Source organism: Deinococcus hopiensis KR-140 (genome assembly GCF_900176165.1).
Taxonomy (GTDB): Bacteria; Deinococcota; Deinococci; order Deinococcales; family Deinococcaceae; genus Deinococcus; species Deinococcus hopiensis.
Map to the genome: position 1 here is coordinate 1,330,457 of NZ_FWWU01000009.1, position 15,234 is coordinate 1,345,690.

11 protein-coding genes are annotated in these 15,234 nt (G+C 69.2%); 10 read left to right on the forward strand and 1 reads right to left on the reverse strand.

Annotated elements, in window-relative coordinates; genetic code table 11:
• The first annotated feature begins 75 nt into the window (after positions 1–75).
• The 5 genes from B9A95_RS20020 to B9A95_RS20040 all read left to right on the forward strand — a co-directional run bounded on the left by B9A95_RS20020 (position 76) and on the right by B9A95_RS20040 (position 5,404).
• Positions 76–1,047, forward strand: a complete 972-nt coding sequence (locus B9A95_RS20020) for an NAD-dependent epimerase/dehydratase family protein (RefSeq protein WP_084048889.1) — start codon at positions 76–78, stop codon at positions 1,045–1,047.
• Entirely contained in the window at positions 1,044–1,907 is an 864-nt protein-coding gene (locus B9A95_RS20025; RefSeq protein ID WP_084048890.1) for an MBL fold metallo-hydrolase, read from the forward strand. The genes B9A95_RS20020 and B9A95_RS20025 overlap by 4 nt, the downstream gene beginning before the upstream one ends.
• On the forward strand, positions 1,897–3,198 hold the full coding sequence (locus tag B9A95_RS20030; protein WP_084048891.1) for a F390 synthetase-related protein: 1,302 nt from the start codon (positions 1,897–1,899) through the stop codon (positions 3,196–3,198). The genes B9A95_RS20025 and B9A95_RS20030 overlap by 11 nt, the downstream gene beginning before the upstream one ends.
• Complete coding sequence (locus B9A95_RS20035; protein WP_084048892.1) at positions 3,198–4,190, forward strand: 3-oxoacyl-ACP synthase III family protein; 993 nt, start codon at positions 3,198–3,200, stop codon at positions 4,188–4,190. Before B9A95_RS20030 ends, B9A95_RS20035 begins: the two co-directional genes overlap by 1 nt.
• A gap of 62 nt (positions 4,191–4,252) precedes the next feature.
• Entirely contained in the window at positions 4,253–5,404 is a 1,152-nt protein-coding gene (locus B9A95_RS20040; protein ID WP_084050856.1) for a glycosyltransferase family 2 protein, read from the forward strand.
• A gap of 972 nt (positions 5,405–6,376) precedes the next feature.
• Here B9A95_RS20040 and B9A95_RS20045 read toward each other — a convergent pair.
• Entirely contained in the window at positions 6,377–8,224 is a 1,848-nt protein-coding gene (locus B9A95_RS20045) for a glycoside hydrolase family 2 TIM barrel-domain containing protein (RefSeq protein WP_084048893.1), read from the reverse strand.
• 335 nt (positions 8,225–8,559) lie between these two features.
• Here B9A95_RS20045 and B9A95_RS20050 point away from each other — a divergent pair, with 335 nt between their 5' ends.
• The 5 genes from B9A95_RS20050 (at position 8,560) to B9A95_RS20070 (ending at position 14,726) form a co-directional block, all read left to right on the forward strand.
• Positions 8,560–9,672 carry a BMP family lipoprotein gene (locus tag B9A95_RS20050; RefSeq protein WP_245808402.1) on the forward strand — a complete coding sequence of 371 codons (1,113 nt, stop codon included), beginning with the start codon at positions 8,560–8,562 and terminating at the stop codon, positions 9,670–9,672.
• A 118-nt stretch (positions 9,673–9,790) separates the two neighbouring features.
• On the forward strand, positions 9,791–11,116 hold the full coding sequence (aroA, locus tag B9A95_RS20055; protein ID WP_084048895.1) for a 3-phosphoshikimate 1-carboxyvinyltransferase: 1,326 nt from the start codon (positions 9,791–9,793) through the stop codon (positions 11,114–11,116).
• A gap of 308 nt (positions 11,117–11,424) precedes the next feature.
• Entirely contained in the window at positions 11,425–12,543 is a 1,119-nt protein-coding gene (locus tag B9A95_RS20060; protein WP_084048896.1) for a PQQ-dependent sugar dehydrogenase, read from the forward strand.
• A 291-nt stretch (positions 12,544–12,834) separates the two neighbouring features.
• Positions 12,835–13,866: a hypothetical protein gene (locus B9A95_RS20065; RefSeq protein WP_084048897.1), complete on the forward strand. Its 1,032-nt coding sequence runs from the start codon at positions 12,835–12,837 to the stop codon at positions 13,864–13,866.
• A gap of 50 nt (positions 13,867–13,916) precedes the next feature.
• Positions 13,917–14,726: a nitroreductase family protein gene (locus B9A95_RS20070; RefSeq protein WP_084048898.1), complete on the forward strand. Its 810-nt coding sequence runs from the start codon at positions 13,917–13,919 to the stop codon at positions 14,724–14,726.
• Positions 14,727–15,234 lie beyond the last annotated feature (508 nt).

The following is a 15,234-nucleotide window of genomic DNA, read 5'->3' on the forward strand; positions in this document are numbered from 1 at the left end:
TCACGAACACAGCCTGCGTGCCTATACACCCCATTTGGGGTCTTATCCTGTTCCTCATCCTTGTATCATGGAACGGTGCGTGTTCTCGTCACCGGGGCAACCGGCTTTCTGGGGGGTGTGGTGGCGCGGGAACTGCTGGAGGCAGGTCATGCGGTCATGGCCACTGGACGTCAGGCTGAACGGGGCGAGCGCCTGAGGGCGTGGGGGCTCGACTTTCGCCCTGCCGATCTCCGGGGAGCTGACTGGGCGTGGGTGTTGCGGGGCGCAGACGCGGTGGTCCACTGCGCGGCCCGTTCCAGCCTGTGGGGACGCTGGTCCGACTTTGTGTCTGACAACGTGAACGTGAGTGCGGCGCTGGCCGGGGAGTGTGCCCGGCGCGGGCTGCGCCTGATCCATATCAGTACGCCCAGCGTCTACAACGCCGCGGGACGGACTTCCCGGGTTCCCGAATCCACGCCCATCGGTCCCCACTTCGACAGTCTCTATGCCCGGAGCAAATGGCTGGCGGAGGAGGCCGTTCGCGCGGCGCTTCCCGACGCCACCCTGCTGCGGCCCCGCGGCATCTACGGCGCGGGCGATACGGGCATTGTGCCGCGGCTCGTGCGCTCGCTGCGCTCGGAGCGATTGCCACGCCTGACGCGGGGCGAGGTATACACCGAACTCACCCACGTCCGCAACGTGTCGCACGCCGTCCGGCTCGCCTTGTCAGGGCCTGCGCCGGGTGTGTTCAACGTCACCGACGGCGAAACCATTCCCCTCTGGGCAACCCTGGACCGACTGGCGGACGCGCTGGAGGTGTCCCGTCCGGCCCGCTTCATACCCGCACCTGTGGTGGAGGCACTCGCGGCAGGGATGGAAGGGGTCGCCCGCCTCCTGCCCGGTCAGCCGGAACCGGTCTTCACGGCGAGCGGGATACGCCTGCTCACCCGGTCCATGACGCTGGACCTGACGCGGGCGCGGGCGCGGCTGGGATACGTCCCTGTCGTTCGTCCGGCCTCGGGCCTGGATGAGGTGCTGGCCCAGGCGGCGCGGGGGGCTTTCGGATGAGCGCGGCCATCCGGGTCCTGCCGCTGACCGCCGGGCAATGCCTGGGCCTCGCAGCGTTGACCGGGCGGGGAGCGCCCTGGCGGGTGGAGCGGTATCCGGCGGGTTTCGCGCTGATCTTGCATCCCCTTCACGGGCCGGTCCTGTTCGACACAGGCTACGCGCCCCGCGTGCTGAGCGCCATGTCCCGGTGGCCGGGGCTGCTGTACGGTCTGGTCACCCCCGTGCAGATCGATGTGCGCGAGACGGCGGCGGCGCAACTCGCCCGCCTGGGCTTTCCCCCCGCCGGGGTCCGTCAGATCATCGTCTCGCACCTTCACGCGGACCATGTGGGGGGCCTGCGGGACTTTCCCGGCGCCACCTTTGTCCTCGATCTGGAACCGTCCCGGTCCCTGCTCGCCCAGCGGGGGCTGCGGGCGTTACGGCGGGCCTTCCTGCCCGAACTGCTGCCGCCCGATTTCCTCGCGCGGGTGCGGCCCCTGACTTTCGCACCCGCCCCGTCTGGCCTCGCCCCGTTTTCCGAGGCCGCCGACGTGTTTGGGGACGGGAGCGTTTACGCTGTCCGGGTACCCGGACACGCGCCCGGCATGATCGCCCTGATCGCGCGAACCCAACCCGGCGCGGCCCTGGAAGGGGACGGCGCGGGCCTTTCCCTGCTCGCCGCCGACGTGGCCTGGAGGGTGCCGGCGCTGCGGAGCGGGGGAGAACCCCATCCCCTCGCCCGGCTGGCCTTCGGGGACCCGGTGGGCGAGCGCCGCAGCCGGGCCGGGGTACGCGCCTGGCTGGAGGTCCACCCCCACGCGCGGGTGATCCTCAGCCACGATCTCCCGGAAGCTGGTCCGGAACCGGTTCATGTCCGATAACCTGACCGTCTTGCACCACGCCCTGGCCGAGGGGGCGCTGATGTTCCGCGACCGCCTGGCGCTGGAGCGGCACCAACAGGCGCTGGGAGCCGAGCAGATGCGGTGGCTGGTGGGACACAGCCCCTTTCTGGCTGCGCGGTTCGGGCGGGCGCGCCTGGAGCCGCACGACTGGCCGCTGCTGCCGCCCACCGGCAAGACCGAGATGATGCGGCACTTCGACGCCCTCAACACGGCGGGCCTGCGCCTGGGGGACGTGCTGCGCCTTGCCCGCCACGCCGAGGACACCCGCGATTTTCAGGCCACCCTCCCCGGCGGCCTCACGGTGGGGTTGTCGAGCGGCACGAGCGGCCAGCAGGGCGTGTTTGTGGTCAGCCGGGCCGAACGGCTGCACTGGGCGGGTGTCATCCTGCGTCACCTGCTGCCCGGCTGGCCGCTGTCGCTGACGCGGCGGCACCGGGTGGCCTTTCTTCTGCGTGCCGACGGCGGGCTGTACCGCAGCGTCCAGGGGCGGCGGCTGTCGTTCACCTTCCTGGATCTGCTGCGCCCAGTGGACGAACTGGCCGCCGAACTCACCCGGCTGGACCCCACCGTTCTCGTCGGACCGCCCAGTGTGCTGCGGGCGGTGCTGGCCGCCGGAGCCCGGGCGCGGCCCGAGCGGGTGGTGAGCGTGGCCGAGGTGCTGGAAGACGAGGACCGCGAAGCGCTGGACTCGGCCTTCGGGCCCGTCGTGCAGGTGTACCAGGCCACCGAGGGCCTGCTGGGGCTGCCCTGCCCGCACGGGCATCTGCACCTGAACGAGGCCCACGTGCATTTTGAACTCGAAGACCTGGGAGACGGCTACGTGCAGCCCATCGTGACCGACCTGCGGCGGCGGGTGCAACCCATTGTGCGCCACCGCCTCGACGATCTGCTGGTGATGGCGGACGGCTGCTCCTGCGGCCTGGCCTCACGGCGCGTGCTGCGCGTGGCCGGGCGCCAGGACGACGCCCTTCGCCTGCCGGACCACAGGGGCCGCCGGGTGACTGTATGGCCGGATTTCATGCGCTCGGCGATGAACCGGGTTCCCGGGCTGCAGGAGTACCGGGTAGAACAGGTCTCTGGTCACGGCCTGAGCCTCTGGCTTGATCCCCCTACGCCCGGCGTACAGGACGCCGCACGGCGGGAGGTCAGGGCCGCCCTGGGCCGGGTGGGGGTGGATCTCAGCGCCCTGCAGGTCACCACGGGTCCGCTGTCACCTCCCGTACCGGGTCAGAAGCGCCGCCGGGTGTTGCGAACGTGGAGGACGTCGTGATGTCGCGTATGCGCCTAAACTGCCGCCTCCTCGCCACCGCGCAGGCCCTGCCTGCCCGCGTCGTGCCCACGGCCGAGGTGGCGGCGCTGTGCGGCGTTCCCGCCAATGTGGCCGAGGCGCGCACAGGGGTGCGCGAGCGGCGCTGGCTCTCGGGCAGCGAAACGGCCCTGAGCCTGGGGGTACAGGCGGCCCGGGACGCTCTGGGGGGAGCAGGCCTGGAGGTGAGCGACGTGGACGTGCTGCTCAACGCGAGCGGCAGCCAGCTTCAGCCCATCCCCGACGGCGCGCCCCTCCTCGCGCGGGAACTGGGGCTGCGGGGCAGGGCCGCCTACAGCCTGCACGCCACCTGCCTGAGCTTCCTGGTGGCCCTGGAACACGCCGCGCTGCTGCTGCACACGGGCCGGGCCAGGCACGTCCTGATCGTCAGCAGCGAGGCGGGCAGCCTGGGACTGAACTTTGCGCAGCCCGAGAGTGGCCTTCTGATCGGTGACGGCGCGGCGGCGGTGGTGGTGGGGCAGGCCACGCGGGAGGACCAGGGCGTTGAGGCTGCCCTGTTCGAGACGTACCCCGAGGGCGCGGACCACACCCGCATCCGGGGCGGCGGCAGCCTGCGCTCGCCCCACCTGCTGGACGTGACGCGCGAGGAGCTGCTGTTCGACATGCAGGGCCTCCACGTGCTGCGCCTGGCCTCGGCCATCCTGCCCGATTTTCTGGAACGCTTGCGGCCGGGATTGGGCCGGGGCCTCCCCGGCATTACCCGCGTCATTCCCCACCAGGCGAGCGCGGCGGGACTGAAACTGATGGAGCGCTTTGGCTGGCCGCCCGGGAGGACCGAGGTGACGCTGCCGCACCTGGGCAACGTCATCGCCGCCAGCCTGCCCCTCACCCTGCACCAGGCGCGGGCGGCGGGGCGGGTACGTGAGGGCGACACGCTACTGCTTGCGGGCACAGGGGCGGGGCTGACGGCGGGGGGGATAATCTTCCGCCTGTGAGGCGGCGAGTGGCGGAGGGTGGAGTCCGGGGCACGGAGCGGCGCTGGCGCCGTCTCCGCGCCCTGCATACCGGGGCCGTCCTCGGCTTTTTCGCCTTTAAGGCCGCCACGCTGCTCGTCAACGTTCAACGCTTTCCCCGGCTGAGGGGGGGCGCTGCGCCCCCCCGTCTCCCGCGCGTCTCGCTCCTTGTCCCGGCGCGGAACGAGGCGCATACCCTGCCCCGGACCCTGCCCGGTCTGCTCGTGCAGGGGGCAGACGAGGTCCTGGTGCTGGACGATGGCAGCGCAGACGGTACAGCGGGAGTAGCGCGGGAACTCGGGGCGCAGGTGCTGGAAGGGCGGCCCCTCCCGCCCGGTTGGTACGGCAAGCCCTGGGCGTGTCAGCAACTCGGGGAGGCCGCGCGCGGGGACGTTCTCGTTTTTACCGATGCCGACGTGAGCTGGTATCCGGGCGCGCTCAACGCCGTTTTGCACCGGTTGGAGCGTTCGGGTGCGGACCTCCTCACCGTGCTGCCCCGACCCGAACGTCTCACACCCGGCGCGCGGCTCCTGACCCCACTCGTGGACGTGGTGGTGCTGAGCTTTCTGCCCTATCCCTTTCTCCAGTCGCGCCTGCCCCTCGCCACCACCGCCAACGGGCAGGTGATGGCCTTTTGTCGGGAGGCCTACGGGGCGCTGGGCGGGTACGGCGCGGTGAGGGCAGAACTGCTGGAAGACACCGTTTTCGCCCGCCACCTCAAACGTGCGGGCCACCGGGTGGAGCAGGCGCTGGGGCAGGGTCAGATCGGCGTGACCATGTATCCCTCCTACCGCGAGTCGGTGGCCGGCTTCGGCAAGAACGCGCTCGGGGTGCATCTGGACTCTCGGGTCCTGCTCGTCGCCTCCGCCGTGTGGCACCTGCTCGCGTACACGCTGCCCTGGTTGCTGCCCGCACGTTCTCCGGCACAGCGGGCCGTCCGTTTCCTGACCCTGACCGAGCGCACGGCGGTGAACCTTCTGACCGGACGCCGCCAGCCTGCCGACTGGCTCGAAGGGCTGTTCGGCCCGCTCACCCCCCTGTTTGCCCTGCCCGCCTACGGCCTCGCGCTGGGGCGGCGGGTGGAATGGAAGGGGCGGGTGTACGAGCAGCGGCCCGCCTCCAGGCAGAAGGCGAGCCGCGAAGCGGTGAAGGGCGCTCTTCGCCCGGAGAACACGGCCTCTGCGCCGAGGCGATGATGTTTTGCTCGCCGTCGGCCCAGGGTCCCGGTAATTACGCGCTGGTCCCGATGGTGTCGCTGAAGCGGTGCATGAAATCGCCCAGGGGGGGGCCGGCATTCTTGCAGGGCCGCCTGATGTTCTGACGGACCGGACAGGTCGGTGCGCTGATCGGGGTCCGCCACAGGATGGGACGGCGGCTTGCGCCCGTCCCGGCGGCACTTCGCCTGGGTGTACCGCCCGCCTCGCACGGCCCGCCACTCGCAAGCTCAGCAGGGAAATGCGGCACGCCTCCCCGCAGAAGATGCTCTTGGTGCGGCGGCCCTGTGCGCCCAGCATCCGCAACAGCTTGCCGGAGCATTCGTCCACGCTCGCCGTCTGCGCGGAGTACCCGCGCCGCCAGGCTGCCAGGGAGGCGCGCTCCACCTCGCCCAGATGCGCCCAGTTGGCGCAGGGCGCGCTCCGCGGCCTGTCGTTGGGCGCACCTGGGAAACGCCTCGTCGCGGAAACAGCCTGTAGAAGTGCTCGGGCACCTTGTCCGGTTCCAGGGGCCGTGGGAGGGCCCCAGGACAGGAAGAGGGCAACGGTCCCTCGGGCCCGCGGATGCCCTCGCCGGAGTACCGTTTTTCCGGGGCCCCGGCGAAGCCGCCGCAGTTCAGGTGGTGAAAGCCGTTGGCCATCCAGCCGCCTTCGACGCCCAGCCAGTGTGGTTCACGCGGCACAAAGGGTTTGTCTGAATCGTCGTGGGTCCCGAATCTGTTGGCGTACAGGTGCCACTCGCCGATCTATGCGGTGTGGCGACCGCCGTCTGTCAGCACGTGCCCGGGGCAGCGGTGGTGCGGATCGAAGCTTGTTGATCACCATGCCGTGGGTGGTGGGGAACTTGCGCGTGAAGGGGAACCCCCGGTACGGCGTGATGGCCTGGGCGTTGCCCGCGTAACCCAGCGCTGAGGCCCACAACTGAAGACGAGGCTGGGCCGTTTCATAGAAGGGTCACTGGGCTGTTTCCGGCTGGGCCGCTCCCTGGCGCTTGCGCCAGCGGTCCGCGTAACCCAGGGGGTGGGGCTCGGGATCGCGGTCGATTTCCCACGCCTGCCGGGGGCCACGCGCGGCGAGGGCGAGGCGGGGCAGGTCCGCTTTGGGCTCGCGGTCCTCGGTCAGCAGGCCGTTCTTCTCCTGAAAGGTATCCGTGAGCTGGGTGTAGCAAAAGCCCGCCAGCGCGTCGCAGTCGTGGACCGCCCCAAGGAGGCCCTCATACAACTCCAGGAAGGCCCCACTGTCGGCGGCGCGGTGGTAGCCCCAGCCGCGCTGGTCCTCGACGCTGTAGGCAATCCCACCGAACTCGCTGAGGATGGCGGGCTTGCCCTCTGCCGTGAAACCGTCGAGCAGCAGTTGTCGTCCCCAGGGCTGCGTCAGCACGCCCGCCAGCGCCCCGAAGCTGCCGTAGCGTTCGCGCAGCACCTCGGGCACGTGGGCGTAGTCGTGGATGCCCAGCAGGTCGGTCGCCACGTGTTCCCAGCCGTCGTTGCCGATCACCGGGCGGGTCGGGTCCAGCGTCTTGGTGAGGTGGTACAGCGCCCGCACGTAGTCGCGGTGCGCCCCGTTGGACGGCAGGTCCGGCACGCCCCACGACTCGTTGAAGGGCACCCACGCGACGATGCACGGGTGCGAGCGGTCGCGCCGGATGGCCTCGGTCCACTCCCGGGTCAGGCGCTCCACGCCTTCGGGGGTAAAGCGGTAGGGGCTGGGCATCTCCTCCCACACGAGCAGGCCCAGCACGTCGCACCAGTACAGCCAGCGGGGGTCCTCGATCTTCTGGTGTTTTCTGGCGCCGTTGAAGCCCAGCCGCTTGGTGAGTTCCACGTCGCGGCGCAGCTCCTCGTCGGTGGCGGTCATCAGCGACTCGGGCCAGTAGCCCTGGTCCAGCACCATCTTCAGGAAATACGGCTGGCCATTGAGCAAGAAGCGCTGTCCGTCGGTCGCGACCGAGCGCAGCGCCGTGTAGCTCACCACCCGGTCTACCACTGCGTCTCCGTCGAGCAGTTCTACCGTGGCCTGCAGCAGCTGAGGATGCTCGGGGCTCCAGAGCAGGTCGTTGCGCGCGTCGTCGATGCCGGGGTCTGGAATGGCGATGCGGCGGGTGATGTCGCGGGCAGTGAGCTTGTAGGTGTCTTCCGCCAGTTCGCGGTCTTCGGCAAACAGGGTGACGCGCAGGCGAAGCCCGGCTTTGAGGGGCCCACTGACCCGCACGTCCAGGCTCAGCTCCCACTGGTCCAGGTGCGGCGTCCAGCGCAGGGTGTCCAGACGGGTCTCGGGCACACTTTCGAGCCACACTGTCTGCCAGATGCCCGTGGTGCGCGGATACCAGATGATGTGCGGCTCGCGCTGCCAGTCCTGCTTGCCGCGCGGCTGCGTCAGGTCGTGGGGATCGTCCTCGGCCCGCACCACCAGGTCCACCACACCTTCCTCCCCGATGGTTTCCGTGATGTCGGCCGTAAAGGGCGTGTGCCCACCCTCGTGCGTGGCAACGGGCACGCCGTTGGCCCACACCCGCGCCGCGTAATCCACCGCCCCGAAATGCACGAGTACCCGCCCTGTCCGTTCCGCGGGGTCCAGCGTTACCCGGCGGGCATACCACACCACCGGATGAAAGCCCTCATCGTGAATCCGGCTTCTCACGCTCTCAGGGGGATAGGGCACCACGATCTTCCGGTCAAAGGCCACCTCCGCCGGAGTGCGCCACTGGGCCGCGTCGTCGTAGGCAAACTGCCACGCGCCGTCGAGGCTGCGCCAGCCTTCGCGCTGAAGTTGAGGCCGGGGGTGTGCGGGATACGTGTTCATGGGTCCTCCCTGTCGCGGGGCCTGGCCCAGCGAGACCAAGCTGTTTTATTGCAAGTATCTTCGTCGTTTGGAAGGCGGCTGTCTATCCCCCCGCGCTCCTCAAGGAAGGGGCCGGAGAAAAAGACTCTGGAAGGCGTCTTTCTTCACCTGATGCCGCAGTGGTAGAAGGAGCGGCGGGAGAGAGCAGAGACTCAGCGTGAATGGCTAAGTAGCAATCCACTTTGGGAAAATAGCAGGGAAAGCGGTCCTGCCTTTATGGACGTGGCTTCCCGGTGGCCACAGGGGCTCTGGAGCTGTAATAGAAAGGTATGAGGAAACGCGGAAACATAACGGCCATGCGCCGAGTTTCCCTTGCTTTGCTGGTAGCCGCTCCGCTCCTCACGCTCTGCACCGCACAGGCGGCGTCCTTTACGGTGGGGCTGGCCTTTGACCTGGGGGGGCGCAACGATCAGGGCTTCAACCAGGCGGCCTACGAGGGAGCGCGGCGGGCCGTGGACGAGACGGGCGGTTCGGTCCAGACCTACGAGCCCAAAACGCTCGCAGAAGTGGGCAAGGGCATCTCCGGGCTGGCCGACCGGGGTGCCAGCGTGGTGATCGGCATCGGGTTTGCGAACAACGACGCCGTGTCGGCAGCGGCCAGCGGCCACAAGGACACCCGCTTCGTCACGGTGGACGACCTGCCCAAGGGTGACAACACGGTGGGGCTGCGCTTCCGCGAGCAGGAAGGCAGCTTCCTGGCCGGCTACCTGGCGGGCAAACAGAGCGCGACGGGCCGCCTCGGGTTTATCGGTGGGGTCGACATTCCGGTGATCAACCGCTTCCGCGCTGGATTTGTTGCTGGGGCCAAGTTCGCCTGCCCCAGTTGCAAGGTCACGGTTGCGTTCGTGGACACCAGCAGCCAGGGCTTCAACAACGCCAAGAAGGCCACCCAGATCGCGGCGGGCATGATGAAGAGCGGTGTGGACGTGATCTACGCGGCGGCTGGGGCCAGTGGCCAGGGGCTGGTCGAGCAGGTCCGGACCCAGCCCTGCCTCAAGGCGAGCGCGCTGCCCGCGGGCATCAAGTTCCGGTCCAACGCCTTTTCGGGCGTGCCGCGCAGCGCTGCCGAGCAAAAGGTCTGCGCGGGCGACTCGCGCCCCACCTTCTATATCGGCGTGGACGTGAACCAGAACGGACTGGGGGACTTCGACAAGAATCCGACGACGCTCAACCACGGCCTGACCTCGGTCTTGAAGCGCGTGGACAACGCGGTGTATTCCGTCGTGAAGGAAGTCGCCGAGGGGCGGCCCTGGCGAGCGGGCGACCGCTCCTTCGGCCTGAGCAACGGCGGCATCGCGCTGGCCGTGGACCAGTACAACCGGGCCCTGATTCCGGACACCATGCAGGCCAACCTGGACACGGTAGAGAAGCTGATCGTCAGCGGGACGCTGAAGGTGCCGGCGAAGTAACGGCCCGGGGCAAAATCGGGGGCCAGGGAAAACTGGCCCCCCGGGAAAACTGGCCCCCCGGCCCCTTGTCTCGACTCCGGCCCCTGCCCCTGCGTGGCCGCGCGCTAGCCTGCCAGGCATGAGTGCTGACGGTCTGCCCGAGCGGTTCGATGTCCTGGTTCATCCCGCCCCTGAACTCCGGGGCGAACTGCGCGCGCAGCCCAGCAAGAACTACACCACCCGCTTCCTGCTCGCAGCGGCCCTGGCCGATGGCGAAACCCGCGTGGTAGGCGCGGCCACCAGCGAGGACGCCCGCGCCCTGCTGCGCTGCTTGCAGGACTGGGGCGCGGGCATAGCGCATGTGGAAAGCGACGTGGTGGTGCGTGGCTTCGGAGCCCGGCCCCGGGAAGGCGTGACCCTCAACCCAGGCAATGCCGGAGCGGTGGCCCGCTTCCTGATGGGCGTGGCGGCGCTGACCACGGGCACCACCTTCGTGACCGACTACGCCGAGTCGCTGGGCAAGCGGCCCCAGGGAGACCTGCTGGAGGCCCTCGAACGGCTGGGCGCGCGGGTGACGAGCGAAGGTGGCCGGCTGCCGGTCACGGTCAGCGGCCCAGTGCGGGGTGGACGGGCGAACGTCTCTGCCGAGCGGTCCAGCCAGTACGCCTCCGCGCTGATGTTTCTCGCCCCGCTGCTGCCAGACGGCCTGGACCTGCGCCTGACGGGCGACATCAAGAGCCACGCGCCGCTGCGTCAGACGCTGGCGACGTTGGCGGCCTTCGGGGTGCAGGCCACGGCGAGCGAGGACCTCTCCCGCGTCACCATCCCCGGCGGACAGACATACCGCCCCGGACGGGTCCTCGTGCCGGGCGACTACCCAGGCAGCGCGGCGATCCTTGCGGCAGCGGCCCTGCGCCCCGGGGAAGTCACGCTGACCAACCTCCGCGAAGGTGACCTGCAGGGCGAGCGCGAGTCGGTGGACGTGCTGCGCGAAATGGGTGCCGATATTGTGCGCGAGGGTGACCGGGTAATGGTGCGGGGCGGGCGGCCCCTGCGGGCGGTGACGCGCGACGGCGACGGCTTCACGGACGCGGTGCAGGCGCTGACCGCCGCCGCTTCGGGAGCCCGGGGAACGACCACCTGGGAAAACGTCGCCACGCTGCGACTCAAGGAATGTGACCGCATCAGCGACACCCGCCGCGAGTTGGAGCGGCTGGGCCTGAGCGCCGCGGAGACGGCCGACAGCCTCAGCGTCACGGGCGTGGACCGCATCGCCGGGGGCGTGACCGCCGATGGGCACGGCGACCACCGCATGATCATGCTGCTCACCTTGCTGGGATTGAAAGCCGAGGCCCCCATCCGCATCACAGGCGCGCACCACATCCGCAAAAGCTACCCGATGTTTTTTCGCCACCTCGAACAGCTGGGCGCGCATTTCGAGTACCTGGAAACGGACGCGCGGTAGGGCGCGTACTCGGGGCTTGTTCCGGCCTGACGACGCGCCCCTTGCCCCGGTCAGAAAACGGCCCTGCTGAACTGCACGCTGCTGTTCCCGTTTCTGCTGCTGTGCGCCCTGTGCCCGCTGCGGTGGCGCGACATCCATCCGCAGCGGGCGCAGGGCGTTGCCAGGGAGGGCTGACCTTCCTGCAGGGCGCGCTGCTCGCGGTGGTCCTGAGGTGATCGTTCGATTCCTGGCCGCAGGACGGCGCGGCTTCGGGTGCCCGTTCACGCGGTTTCCCCGGCCTTCTCACGCCGGCGTGTTTTCCTGGAACCATGCTGCAAAAAGTGTGGTTCGTTCTCGGGGCCCTGACGTTCATGGGAAGTGCAGGCGCGCTGGCCCCAAAGCTTCAGGCGCCCAGGGGCTTTCAGGCGTCCGTATTCGCCGAAGGTTTTCAGCAACCGCGTTTTATGGCGGTGGCCCCGAATGGTGACGTGTTCGTCAGTGATCCCCAGGCCGGAACGGTGACGGCGCTGCCGGACAGCGATGGCAACGGGAAGGCGGACGGCAGGGCAGTTTTTGCCTCGGGCCTCAACCGTCCGCACGGGCTGGCCTTCCACGGCGGCTTCCTGTACGTTGCCAACACCGACGGCGTGGTGCGCTACGCCTACAAGTCCGGGCAGCGTCAGGCGAGCGGTGCGGCGCAGAAGGTGGTGGACCTGCCCGCAGGCGGCGGGCACTGGACCCGTACTGTGGAATTCGGCCCCGACGGCCGGATGTACGTGGCGGCGGGCAGCACCTGCAACGTCTGTGAGGAGGCGGACCCGCGCCGCGCCGCCGTGTGGGTCTACGGTGCAGACGGCAAGAACGGCAAACCCTATGCCACCGGCCTGCGAAACCCGGTGGGCTTGGAGTGGTTCGGCGGCACCCTGTACGCCACCAACAACGGGCGTGATCAACTGGGCGACGATCTGCCGCCCGAGGGCTTCTACAAACTGAAGGCGGGCGGCTTCTACGGCTGGCCCTACTGCTACACGGTGAAGGCCAGTCAGCCGCAGGTGTGGGACAGGGACTTTGGCAAGAAGAGTGCGGCCACCTGCACATCCGCCACCCCCGCCTTCGCCCTGGCCACCGGCCACTCCGCGCCGCTGGGCCTGGCCTTCTCCACGGGCAAGGCGTTTCCCACGGCTTACCGCAACCAAATGTTCGTGGCCCTGCACGGCTCCTGGAACCGCAGCGAGAAGAGCGGCTACAAGGTGGTGACGGTGAATCCGAAGACGGGTGAGGTGCGCGACTTCCTAACCGGCTTTCTGCGCGGGGGCGAGGTGCTGGGCCGCCCGGTGGACCTCGTGGTGGCGCGAGACGGCTCGCTGCTGCTCACCGACGACGGCGGGGGGCGCATCTGGCGAATTGCGTACAAGGGGAGCGAGCGGTCCGTTTCAGAAAAACGTTGACAATTGCAGAACAGGCGAAGCCGACATCTGACGCGCGCCTCTCCTCGCGCAACTGTCAAAGGACCTTTGAAGCAGACCACCCGTGGATCACTTGCCACGGGTGTAGGCGTTCAGACCTCTGAATGATAAGGGGGTGAAAATCCGTCCTGGCCGGGGGTTCCTCCAAACATCACCGAACTCGGGAAACCGTTTGTCTATGGCAAGTGGCCCACGGGGGCAGGTCGTCAAACCGCTTCGACAAGCAGTTGACCCCGGGCCGCCAGGCACGTTCCCCACTGCGTACACTGAGCCGTGACCACCACCCTGCCCGCTGCGTCCGCGCCGGTCCCAGAGGGGACCCTGCGCGCCACCCCCGCCCAGAACTTCGCCACCATCGCCTTTGCGTGGTGGCTGACCACCGGCATCTTCGTGGACGGCTGGGCGCACAACCGCTTCGGGGAGAGCCTGGAGACGTTTTTCACGCCCTGGCACGCGCTGTTCTACTCGGGTTTTCTGGCCGTGGCCGCGTGGACGCTGTGGCTGGCCTCACGCGGTTGGCGGGCCGGGCGGCGCGGGCTGGCCGCCTTTCCCGAGGGCTACCACCTCGCGGCCCTCGGGCTCCCCATCTTCGCCCTGGGCGGTGTCGGGGACCTGATCTGGCACACGGTCTTCGGCATCGAGGTGGGCATTGAGGCCCTGCTCTCGCCCACGCACCTGCTGCTGTTCGGGGGCGCGGCGTGTCTGCTCGCCGCGCCGCTCGTGAGCGCGTGGCGTACGCCCAGCCCGCGCGTGGCGCCAGCGGGGGTGGTGTGGCCCGCCGTGCTCTCGGCCACGGCGCTGCTGGGCTTCGTGTCCTTTATGAACATGTACTTGTGGGCGCTGCTTCAGGCCCCGCAGGGCCTGGGCTACGTGCAGACGCGCGGTGAACTGGCGAGCGTGCTCGTGACCGCGCTGATCCTGGCTGCGCCCGTACTGCTGCTGCTGCGCCGCTTTCAACTGCCGTTCGGGGCCGTGACGCTGATGTACGGGCTCAACACCCTGATGATGGCCCTGATGCTGGTGCCCGGCGAGTGGCGCGTGCCGCTTTTGCTCGCGGCGTGTGGCCTGCTGGTGGACGTGCTGCTGCTCCTCCTGAAGCCCTCGCCCGCCCAGCCCTGGGCCCTGCGCGTCTTCGCCTTCCTGCTGCCGCTTGCCGTGTGGGGACCGTATCTGGGCGGCCTGGCGGCGCTGCACCTGACCAACCTCAGCCTGGAACTGTGGATGGGCATGGCGGTCATGACGGGGTGGGGCGGCGTGGGCTTGAGCGCGCTGGTGGTGCCGCCGCCCGTTCCGGCAGAGGGTTGAGGGCCGGGAGCAGGGGGTCCACCAGCTTTTTGCCCTCTGCTCCCCGGCGTATGCTGCCCCGCGTGACCACCTCGCTCCCGGTTCGTCCTGCCCGCACGCCCGAGGAAGTGCGGGCCTTCTACGACGCCCACCGCACCGTCCGCCGCTACGTAACGCGTGAGGACGGCTCCCCGCTGCCCCTGCCTCCGGAGCATCTGGAAGCCATTCTGCACGCCGCCCAGCGGGCCCCTACCGACGCCACCGCACAACTCTATTCCCTGATTCGCCTCACGCACCCGGAGGTTCGCGCCCGCGCCGCTGAACTGACGAACAACGCCCATATCGCCACCGCGTCCGAGGCCCTCACCGTCTGCCTGGATGTGCGGCGCACCGGGCAAATTCTGGGAGCCACCGGAAACCACGTGGGCCACTGGCCCGCTGTTGCCGTGCATTTCGGCATTGGCGACGCGGTGATGGCTGGGCAGAACCTGCTGACCGCCGCTGAGATGCTGGGGTACCAGGGCTGCTGGATCGGTGGGGTCCTGAACGGGCTCGGCGGCCTGTTGGATCTGCTGGAGCTTCCCCAGGGCGTACTGCCCTTTGCCGCGCTGACCATCGGCACGCCCGCCGAGCAGCCGCCCCTGCGCCCGCGCGTGCCCCGGCCCCTCGTTGTCCACGAGGACCGCTACCGTGACGGCACGCCCGAAGAGCTGCGGGAGGCGGTGGAGCTGATGAACCCCATCGCCGCGCGGCGGGACCACCCGGGCGACTGGGCGCGGCTCCTGCGCGCGTACTGGGCTCCGGGCGGCAGCATGGAGGGCCGCGAGCCGCATCTGGTTGCGGCGCTGAAACGGCAGGGCCTGTGGGCAGGCGAGGAGTAGGAGGGGTGGGCTCACCTGAGGCGGGTGTGGGCGGGCAGGACGGGAGAAGAAGGCGGCTGATCACGCTCTTCGCGCTGGGGTTTTTCCTCTGGGGTCCGGAGCAACGACGTGCGCCTTTCAGGCTTTTTTTGAAGCGGTGAAGCGGGCGGACGCCGCCGCTCCCGTTGAAGTCAGGAGGCCGGTTTTCGAGACGCTTGGCGCGCGTACGTGTGCTCAGGGGATGGAAGTGGCCGCTTTACAGGCTTAGGTTGGGTAAACCTCCTGCAACACGCCTCCCTTTCCCTGCGTGACGGCCTATCCACTCGGAACGCGCTGGGTCTCCTTCCGCTGGATCGGCGGCGAAGTCACTGCCCCGGAACCTGTTTACTGCGGTGCCCCGTCGTGCAATGGAGCTGCTCGTGGGCGGTGCAACCGCCCACAGCGTGCTGTTTCAAAACGGTTGGACCGGCATCGCTGATCCCCCTCCTCCAAACAAGCTGCCCGCATGGATTGAGGCTTATCGCCAGCA